Genomic DNA, 9,287 nt, shown 5'->3' with positions numbered 1-9,287 from the left:
AGGGCACCATCGATCAGACCTGTCTGCTTTGGAGAATACTGGATGTAGTGTGTGTCCAGCTCCTTTGCGAGTTCTGATGGAGCCGTGCTGCCGATTGTCTTCAAAGCTATCTCGAAACGGGCTGAACGCAGTGTGGTTTTATCCATTCGTCCTTGACGGTACTCTTCCCAACACCAGTCGTTTGTTCGCTCGAACACATGGACCCATTCGGAGAAGTCGATCACACCTACGCCCTGTAGTGCGAAGACCTCATAGCCCTCACGCAGCGTTTTGTGGGAGTTACTGACAAAGTCCCAGAGGGTGTGGTCAAGATCAAAGAAAAGCGGAACCATTCCCATCGGCATTAAGGTCTCGGTTGGTTGTGCAAAAGTAGTCTTTTCGGTAATTCATTTTGATGTCGGAACCGTCACTTTCCTCTGGGCAATCAGCACCTGGACTGCTTGCTGGATCGCCTCGAGGCTGGAGTAGCGCTGATGGTAAGCCAAACGCTGACGACTCTTTTCGATCGAGTGGCAGGAACTGCGGATTACATGCCCATGAGAAGCGGCAGCGTCCTGCTCACTCATACTATGCAGTCATTCATTGAAAGGCTGAAATGAGAACCGTGGTTGCTGGCCAAACCAACGATACATCGCCTCTGCATAGCCCTTAAGTGTCAGCACCTGCTCGGAGACTGTGTTGAACGCTTCCCCGATCGTCGCCTGTCGATGGTGAATGGCGCAAAGAATCCAGCGAGCAACATCGTCTGCATGCACATGGTGCATCATCTCCAGCCCCAGGTTGGGCAACACCAGTTCCTCTCCATGGGCAATCCGTGAAAACACCTCTGGATTCAGGTTCCCCAGCGGATTGATCGGCAGCCAGGCTTCCCTGACGATGTGACCAGGCCGGAAGCTAGTTGCTGGAAAGCCTCTGCGACGCACCTGTTCTCCCAGCCAGGCTTCCATTTCTGCCTTGTTTCATCCATAGGGTTCAATCGGATTAGGCAGATCCGCTTCTGTTGATGGAATTGCTGTGAAGCTTCCGTAGACCCAAATTGTACTGCAGAAGAGGTAGTGATCAATCTTCCCGTGAAATGCTTCAACGAGCTGCTGCATACTGGGCAGATCGAAGGAGATCATGTCCACCACGATATCTGGTCGCAGGGCCGCGATCTTTGTCCCAAACTCTCCCTTGGCCTCCTCAGCGGTACGATCCAGGATAACACTTTCCACTTGCTCCCAAGCGGAGTGGGCACGATAGGGCTTTGAAATCCCACGGCTCACGTTGACGACCTCGTGTCCCATTGTAACCAGAGTAGATACGAGATAACTACCTACGTGACCACTACCACCAATGATGATAATGCGCGACACTTCTCACTCCTTCCTGCTTTCACATTTTGGGTACCTGGATCGAAATCCTCCAACAGACATCCAATGAATTTCCTGGGCTAACGATGAATTGAACTTCTAGCCACATCCTATGAACTGCCCACTCCTTGTACTTGTTTAGCGGTTCACAAGCAATGGAAACACAGACGTTCTCTGTTTTCTACTCTTGGTGCTATGCTGATTGAAAGTTGTTTTATTGTCTTGGTAACCCATCGCAGAAGCAGAATTTATGAAAGCAGAAGTCAAATGGTTGGAAGAATCAAAGTTTGTTGCAGAGTCTGGAACAGGGCACTCCTTAGTAATCGATACTCCAGATTCCAACAAGGGCCCCAGTCCGATGGAGATGCTGCTGATGGGGATGGAAGGCTGCACAGGTGTTGATGTGATCAGTATTCTGAAGAAAGCCCACCAAAAAGTGCAGGACTGCCGTGTTCAGATAGAAGCTGAACGAGAAGACGACTACCCTCGTATCTTCCGCAAAATCCACCTGCACTTCATCCTGAGTGGTACCAATCTTAGTGAGCACCAGGTGCAACGAACTATTCAGCTATCCCAGGAAAAGTATTGCGCCACCTCAATCATCATGGGACGCTCCGGTGCAGGGGTAACACATTCGTATGAGATCATGGCTGAATCCCAAGAAGACAAAGCATCGTGATTTTGGAAAGTGGATTGGGTCATGCTACACCAACCATCAACACTCTCCTTATTCATTTCTTTGATATTTTTACCGAAGAGGGTGGAGCAGATTCTTGACGATTCATGATCTGTCCCTTCTGGAAATCCTGTCTAATTTCCCTGCCCCAAATCACAAGTTCGACATTTCTGTTAAATTCCAGATGTCAACTTGCAAAAAAATCACTATCTTAGATGCTTCTCAAATAAGTTAACCAACCGCTCCGTGGTTCACGCTTTCCGCATCTTCTGGAGAACGATTCAGATGTTCAGCACCGGACTCAAATTAATGGTTGTGGGCATGTTGACGGTATTTCTCTTTCTGCTGTTGATGATTGCCTTCATCAAGCTGATCGAGATCCTGAACCGATCACATACCCAGCAGGAAGCCGAGCGACAGCAGCGTCCCTCAAAGAAACCAACGCCCCAGGAACCCCAAGTCCCGACCGTTGTCCTGGCCGCGGCGATTGCTGCGTACGAAGCAGAGCGACAGCAACTGATCAACACCTAATCAACAACCAACCATGGCAAAAAAACGCATTCAATTCATGGACACGTCCTTCCGCGATGGTTTTCAGTCCGTGTTTGGTGCACGTGTGGCGACAAAGGACTTTCTACCAGCGCTGGAAGCCGCTGTAGACGCAGGAACCACCCATTTTGAGGCTGGAGGTGGCGCACGTTTCCAGAGCCTCTTCTTCTATTGCAACGAGTCGGCATTCGACATGATGGACACCTTCCGCAAGACGGTTGGGCCCGAAGCCAACCTACAAACGCTGGCCCGGGGCATCAATGTCGTTGCCTTGAATCAGCAACCGCGGGACATGATTGATCTGCATGCGCAGATGTTCAAGAAACACGGAATCACCACCATCCGGAACTTCGATGCCCTGAATGATCTGCACAACCTGCATTACTCTGGAGAACGGATCACTGCCGCTGGTCTGCACCACCAGATCGTGATCACCATCATGGATTTGCCTCCAGGTTGTGAAGGTGCTCACCGTGCAGAAGATTACACCAAACTGCTGCAGGACATTCTGGATTCGGATATTCCCTTTGATTCAATTTCTTTCAAGGATTCAACCGGAACCGCTCACCCGCGCAAGATCTACGATACGATCAAGGCCGCCCGCAAGATTGTACCGGAAGACATGGTGCTGCACCTGCACACCCATGACACCGCAGGGATCGGCATCAACCAGTACATGGCGGCCATCGAGGCCGGAATCAATCGAATTGATCTGGCGATGAGCCCTGTCAGTGGTGGAACAGCCCAACCCGACATCCTCACAATGTGGCATGCGATGAAGGGCACCGACTATACGCTGGATATCGATCCACTCAAGTACGTCAAGGCTCAGGAGATCTTTGAGGATGCGATGAATGATTACTTCATTCCACCTGAGTCTCGGATGGTCTCTCCACTGATTCCTTTCTCACCAATGCCGGGTGGAGCCCTGACCGCCAACACGATGATGATGCGGGATACCGGTACGCTGCACCTCTACCCTCAGGTCATCAAGGAGATGGAGGAAGTCATTCGGCTGGGAGGCTTCGGTACCTCGGTCACTCCGGTTTCCCAGTTCTATTTCCAACAAGCCTACCTCAACGCTACCCAAGGACGCTGGAAGAAGCTCAATCCACAATACGGGAACATGGTCCTTGGCTACTTCGGCAAAACCCCAGTACCACCCGATCCAGAGATCATCAAGCTGGCCTCCGAGCAATTGAACAAACCCGTCTTCGATGGTGATCCACTGGATATCCTCGAGGATGGCCGACCTGCTGCTGAGAAGAAGTTGCAGGAACATGGTCTGCCAATCAATGATGAGAATGTCTTCATTGTCTCCAGTTGCGAAAGTAAAGGAATTGACTTCCTACAGGGCAAGGCCAAGGAAAACATCCGCCGCAAGAGCGTAGAAGAAGCCAAGACCCAGAAGACCAAGGTCTCTGTTCCAGCTGCCTCACCAGCGGCAATGGGGCCACGTGACTACACGATCACCGTTGATGGCAAAGCCTATCAGGTTCATGTTGCAGAAGGAGGGGCCACCCCCGTTGTGCAAACGGCCAGCCCTGCACCTGCTACGCAACCTGCGACAATCCCTGCTCCCAGCACCGCTAGCCAAGTAGTTGAAGCACCGACTCCTGGTAACATTCTTCGCCTTGAGGTCAAGGTAGGCGACCAGGTCAGTGAAGACCAAACGCTGCTAATGATGGAGGCGATGAAGATGGAGTCCGAGGTCAAATCTCCTGTCGCTGGTAAGATCTTGGAATTGCACGTATCCACTGGAGACACAGTACAAGCGGGTGAGCCCTTGCTGACGATCTCTAACTGAAACTGCTCTTTTCCCCAACACTTCCATGATGAAAACAGGGATGCTGAGCTACCAACGATTCTCCCGATTGTGGTTCCTACCAATCAGTCTTTGGCTGCTCTGGCTGCTGGTGTTGCCGTGTGTTGCCAGCGCACAGGCCGATTCAAATCAGGTTACCATCTCCGCCCAAGGCAGACTGCAGGTGCTGGAAGTCCGGGTCAAGCAGGGTGATAACGTAGTGGCTGGGGACATCCTCGCCGTGATGAAGCAAGCCGATGGTGGCAAGCTCACCCTACGCGCCGGTGCTTCGGGTGTCCTGCGTGAGTGGAAACCTTCCCCGTACCTGTACTTCGAAGAAAAGGAGTCACTGGGGGTGCTAGAAATTCAACCCCTGCTCATCGATTCTGGGAACACCAACCCTGCCATTACCAAGGAACCAACGCTCAGTGGCATGCTGAAGGAGCTGCGGAACTCCACAGGGGTTACTAAGATTTTTCAGGGACAGGACTTGGATTGGTCAGAGGGGATCGGTCGGCTCCTGATGATCTTGATTGGCATGGGATTGCTTTATTTGGGCATCAATCGGAAGTTTGAACCCCTGCTGCTGGTACCGATTGGTTTTGGTACAATCCTGACCAACATTCCTGGAGCTGGGATGGGGGAACCGGGAGGACTGCTCTACTACGTCTATGAGATGGGCATCACCACTGGGATCTTTCCGTTGCTGATCTTCATGGGAGTCGGAGCGATGACCGACTTCGGGCCGATGCTCGCCAATCCTCGGACTGCTTTGCTAGGAGCTGCTGCCCAGTTTGGTATCTTTGCCACCCTGCTTGGTGCACTGGCATTGAATGTGGTTCCTGGCATTGACTTCAGCCTGCGAGACGCTGCTTCGATCGGTATCATTGGAGGAGCAGACGGACCAACTGCGATTTTCCTCTCCAGTCAACTTTCGCCACGACTGTTGGGCTCCATTGCGATTGCCGCCTATTCCTACATGGCCCTGGTTCCCCTAATTCAGCCACCGATCATGAAGCTGCTCACGACCGAGGAGGAACGCCGGATGGTGATGAAGCAGCTACGCTACGTCTCTCGTCGGGAGAAGATCCTCTTTCCATTGTTGGTGTTGATTCTCTGTGCTGCGCTACTCCCCTCCGCCGCACCCCTAATCGGCATGTTCATGCTGGGTAATTTGGCCCGGGAATGTGGGGTAGTGGATCGACTATCTGACACGATGCAGAACGCACTGATCAACACCGTCACGATCTTCCTAGGACTCGGTGTGGGCAGCAAGCTATTGGCAACTCGATTTCTGAATTTGGAAACCGTCGGTATCCTGATCCTGGGGATGATTGCTTTCGGTATTGGTACTGTGACAGGAGTACTGATGGCCAGGCTGATGAACCGTCTCTCTGAGGCTCCGATCAACCCCTTGATTGGGGCAGCAGGAGTCTCTGCAGTGCCGATGGCTGCTCGAGTTGTCAACCAAGTCGGCTTGCAGTCCAACCCACAGAATCACTTGTTGATGCATGCTATGGGGCCCAATGTCTCCGGAGTGATTGGTTCTGCTGTTGCCGCTGGTGTGCTGCTCTCCATGCTTTGAACATCTGTTATGCTGCCGAGAACAATTCCATGCCTCCTGCTTTCCTGACCTCTCAACCAGACGCAAACAGCCTGCGTGATTCCCTCCAAAGTGGTGCTCGCAATGCGGAGAGCATCTGTGAAGAATTGCTAACAGAGGTCGCTACCCGTGATCCCCAAATCCAAGCTTTTGCCTGGCTGGAACCTGGACACATTCGCCAGCAGGCTCAACGACTGGATGCTCAGTTTGCCTGGAGTGGTCCTGTTGGACCAGCCCACGGGTTGCCGCTGGCGTTCAAGGACATCATCGACACCGCAGGGATTCCCACTGAGAACGGCACGGTACTAGATGCAGGTCGGATTCCGACTCGTCAGGCAGCCGTTGTGGATCGATGGCTGGCAGCAGGTGGTGTGCTCTTCGGCAAGACGGTCACCACGGAGCTGGCTTTCATGTGCCCAGCCCGAACCGCCAATCCACATGGTGCAGACTTCACTCCTGGGGGTTCTTCAGCTGGATCAGCAGCAGCAGTGGCAGCGGGGATGGTCCCGGTTGCGCTGGGTAGCCAAACTGGTGGTTCCGTAATTCGACCGGCTGCCTACTGTGGAGTCTTTGGCTTCAAGCCTACCTTTAATCTGCTGCCCACGGATGGGGTGTTAATGCAGTCACACACACTGGACACGCTTGGAGTTTTTGCTCGTTCCGTGGCAGATCTCGCTCTTGTCACTGATTTATTGCGACAAGAACCTGTTCCAGGGACCCAGCCAACGCTCTCGCTGCTGGAAAGCTGTCAACAGCCTATTGTCAGTGCTCCTCGCTTTGGTTTTGTCACCCTTCCTTATTGGGAACGAGCCTCTGCACAGACCCTCAGCAAGCTGGAGCAATTCCGGTCATCTCTGGGAAATCAAGCTGTCAACCTAAACCTGCCGTCCGCCTTCCAGGATTCGATCCGGCAACGGGAAACGCTCAACTTTGTGGAGATAGTGCATCACTATGGTCACTACGCTGAGCGAGGACAGGCTTCCTTGAGTTCACAGGTGCAGGGAGCGATGGAGCAGGGGGCACAACGCACAGCCGTCGAATATCTAGCCGCTCTTGCCAGTCGAGAAGCCCTCAACCGCACACTAGAACCACTCTTTGCCGTGGCTGATGTACTGGTGATGCCTTCAGCTCCGGATCATGCACCCCAAAACCGCAACACTACTGGAGACCCCGTCTTCAACGGAATCTGGACCCTCTGCGGTACCCCCTCGTTGACCCTTCCCCTCTTCCAGGCAGAAAACGGCATGCCAATTGGGATGCAGTTAGTCGCCCCGCGTGGAGCCGAGGCTCACTTACTGCGTGTCGCCCAGTGGCTCTGGGAGCAGCAAAGCTAACTCGTTTGCTGAAATAGCACCTCTGTTGCTTTTCTGAGTTCAGTGAGTCTTGGGTTGCTCAAAACTTACTGCTCAGGAAGCTGCTAGGATATCAATCAGAAACCATCAATATCATTACAAGATCATCTTCAGTTGTCAGGAAGTGAAATGGATCTGATTCAAAAACTTCAACCTCAGATCGAAAAAATTAAGACGATAAATCATAGGTTGGGCTTTGAAATGTCATGTAATCTAGAAGTGGCAAATTTATGTGCCATAGTGGCTAGAGGATGCCATGGAAACTGGCTAGAGCTTGGCACAGGACTTTCCACCCTGTTTTTAGCCGAAGTACTGGAAGCAGGCCGATTAGATACCGTTGATGTTAATGAAGAGTACTCCAAAGCAGCTCAATCAGTCATTGGTCCAAAGCAAGGCTTACAATTTATTATTGAGGATGGTGGAGATTTTTTGAGCTCTTGTAGGCCTCAAGCATACAACTTTGTTTTTGCTGATGCTTGGCCTGGTAAGTACAGCCACTTACATTTAGTACTGAACACATTGGTGGTTGGTGGCCTCTACTTCATTGATGATTTATTACCCCAGAGTAATTGGCCGAATCGTCACCAATTAAAAGTTGATGCTCTCCTGTCCTTTTTCAATCAGCTAGACTCCTTTGCTATAAGCCATCTGCATTGGGGTTCTGGTTGTGTTGTCATCACTAAACTCAAAGAAGATACTTTTGCAACGGAGTTGATAGAGCGAGAAGATTACAAATTCTTATTCTCAGAAGGGACTTTTTAAAAAATTAGTGAAATCAGACTGCCTCAATTCGCAGCAACTGAGCAACCTGTCGCATTTTTTCTGGTGAGCCAATTAGAAACAGTTCGTCATCCGCCTGAAGGATGGTTTCACTCGAAAGATCCAGCAGCATTTTCCCCTGTCGGCGAAGAGCTACCAAGCTCACTCCATGTTCTGCACGAAGATGGATTTCTTGTAGAGACTGACCATTCCAGGAGCAGGCAGCATCCAGCAGCAAGGTCGTTACTTGAATTTCTGGATGAAGGTTGGGTTCCTGAGAAACCTCAGTGGTTTCAGGAAGGGCTTCCTGACGCAACAGACCATAATTCCCGGAGCGCATTTCCTCGACGAGATGATCGATCTCTGGACGGGGTACGAGGTACTGAGTCAACACTCGATCAAAGATTTCCAGTGCCGTTTCAAATTCTTCAGGAACCACCTCATTGGCGCCCAGGTGGCGTAGCTCTTCCACCTCGCGCACATAACGAGTTCGAGCAATCAGGTAAACGCTGGGATTGAGTTCTCTGACTGCTGAAACGATCCGTCGAGTTGCCGTCGCTTCTGCAATCACTACCACAACCGTTCTTGCCTGCTGAATTCCTACACGGTTCAATACCGCTTTCTGGGTAGCATCACCATAAACCAGCGGCTCACCCAGGGTCTGCTCACTACGAACCGTATCAGGGTTGGTTTCCAGAACCACATAGGGTACCTGTGCACGTTTGGCAGCTCGAGCCACGTTACGCCCATTGATTCCATAACCAACAATCACTAGGTGATCCTGCAGATCATAGCGAGAAGAACGAATCTGTAGGCGCAAGCCCTTGTAAAGCCCAGCTCGCAGACGTCGAGGCCAGGGCAGGTGCAGTAGGGACTGCGTCAATTGCGGGGATCCAGCAATCAGGAAAGAGGTGAGCATCATCGTCAGGACGATCACGGTCAGGAAGAGTTGTTCATTGTCCGGACTCAACAGCTGGAAGCGGCTACCCGTTGTGTTGAGCACAAAGGCAAACTCACCTACCTGACACAAACCAAATCCCGCAATCCACGCTGTGCGAAGCGGCATTCCCAAGAGAATCGCCACCACCAAAAGTATGAACAACTTGAAGACCAAGACAGCCAGCAAGACAGCCAGCACCAGCCCAAGATGTTCCCAGAGATAACCAATATCCAGCAGCATGCCGGCAGAAAC

At 51.8% G+C, this 9,287-nt stretch carries 8 protein-coding genes and 1 pseudogene; 6 read left to right on the top strand and 3 right to left on the bottom strand.

Annotated features, from left to right (window positions below; all coding sequences use genetic code 11):
* Together P8O70_11435 and P8O70_11430 are read right to left on the bottom strand one after the other, a co-directional pair.
* Positions 1 to 344, bottom strand: a 344-nt coding sequence (locus P8O70_11435; GenBank protein ID MDG2197483.1) for a hypothetical protein, incomplete at its 3' end; no start/stop codon positions are given.
* 42 nt (positions 345 to 386) lie between these two features.
* Positions 387 to 1,355, bottom strand: a pseudogene (locus P8O70_11430) (NAD-dependent epimerase/dehydratase family protein).
* 247 nt (positions 1,356 to 1,602) lie between these two features.
* Between P8O70_11430 and P8O70_11425 the strand changes: the two are divergent.
* From P8O70_11425 to P8O70_11400, 6 genes are all read left to right on the top strand, one after another.
* Complete coding sequence (locus P8O70_11425) at positions 1,603 to 2,031, top strand: OsmC family protein (protein MDG2197482.1); 429 nt, start codon at positions 1,603 to 1,605, stop codon at positions 2,029 to 2,031.
* Between the two features lie 282 nt (positions 2,032 to 2,313).
* A complete protein-coding gene (locus P8O70_11420) occupies positions 2,314 to 2,559 on the top strand; it encodes an OadG family protein (protein ID MDG2197481.1) in 246 nt (81 codons plus the stop codon).
* 13 nt (positions 2,560 to 2,572) lie between these two features.
* The gene (locus P8O70_11415; protein MDG2197480.1) at positions 2,573 to 4,384 is read left to right on the top strand and encodes a biotin attachment protein; all 1,812 of its coding nucleotides are present in this window, start codon (positions 2,573 to 2,575) and stop codon (positions 4,382 to 4,384) included.
* Positions 4,385 to 4,814: 430 nt separating this feature from the next.
* The gene (locus P8O70_11410) at positions 4,815 to 5,966 is read left to right on the top strand and encodes a sodium ion-translocating decarboxylase subunit beta (GenBank protein MDG2197479.1); all 1,152 of its coding nucleotides are present in this window, start codon (positions 4,815 to 4,817) and stop codon (positions 5,964 to 5,966) included.
* Positions 5,967 to 5,995: 29 nt separating this feature from the next.
* Positions 5,996 to 7,318 (top strand): amidase, encoded by a 1,323-nt coding sequence (locus tag P8O70_11405; protein MDG2197478.1) that lies wholly within the window; start codon positions 5,996 to 5,998, stop codon positions 7,316 to 7,318.
* A gap of 147 nt (positions 7,319 to 7,465) precedes the next feature.
* Positions 7,466 to 8,098 (top strand): hypothetical protein, encoded by a 633-nt coding sequence (locus P8O70_11400; protein MDG2197477.1) that lies wholly within the window; start codon positions 7,466 to 7,468, stop codon positions 8,096 to 8,098.
* Positions 8,099 to 8,111: 13 nt separating this feature from the next.
* Here the strand turns inward: P8O70_11400 and P8O70_11395 are convergent.
* The coding region (locus tag P8O70_11395) for an NAD-binding protein (protein MDG2197476.1) at positions 8,112 to 9,287 on the bottom strand (1,176 nt) is incomplete at its 5' end.

It is taken from the genome of SAR324 cluster bacterium, from assembly GCA_029245725.1.
In the GTDB taxonomy this organism is placed as follows: Bacteria; SAR324; SAR324; order SAR324; family NAC60-12; genus JCVI-SCAAA005.
The sequence above is the reverse complement of the archived record's forward strand: the minus strand, read 5'-3'. Positions and strand labels throughout refer to the sequence as shown.

What these genes read in the sequence shown, in the direction of transcription:
- P8O70_11425 (MDG2197482.1), top strand. Translation starts at nt 1,603, where the DNA reads ATGAAAGCAGAAGTCAAATGGTTGGAAGAATCAAAGTTTGTTGCAGAG.
- P8O70_11420 (MDG2197481.1), top strand. Translation starts at nt 2,314, where the DNA reads ATGTTCAGCACCGGACTCAAATTAATGGTTGTGGGCATGTTGACGGTA.
- P8O70_11415 (MDG2197480.1), top strand. Translation starts at nt 2,573, where the DNA reads ATGGCAAAAAAACGCATTCAATTCATGGACACGTCCTTCCGCGATGGT.
- P8O70_11410 (MDG2197479.1), top strand. Translation starts at nt 4,815, where the DNA reads ATGCTGAAGGAGCTGCGGAACTCCACAGGGGTTACTAAGATTTTTCAG.
- P8O70_11405 (MDG2197478.1), top strand. Translation starts at nt 5,996, where the DNA reads ATGCCTCCTGCTTTCCTGACCTCTCAACCAGACGCAAACAGCCTGCGT.
- P8O70_11400 (MDG2197477.1), top strand. Translation starts at nt 7,466, where the DNA reads ATGGATCTGATTCAAAAACTTCAACCTCAGATCGAAAAAATTAAGACG.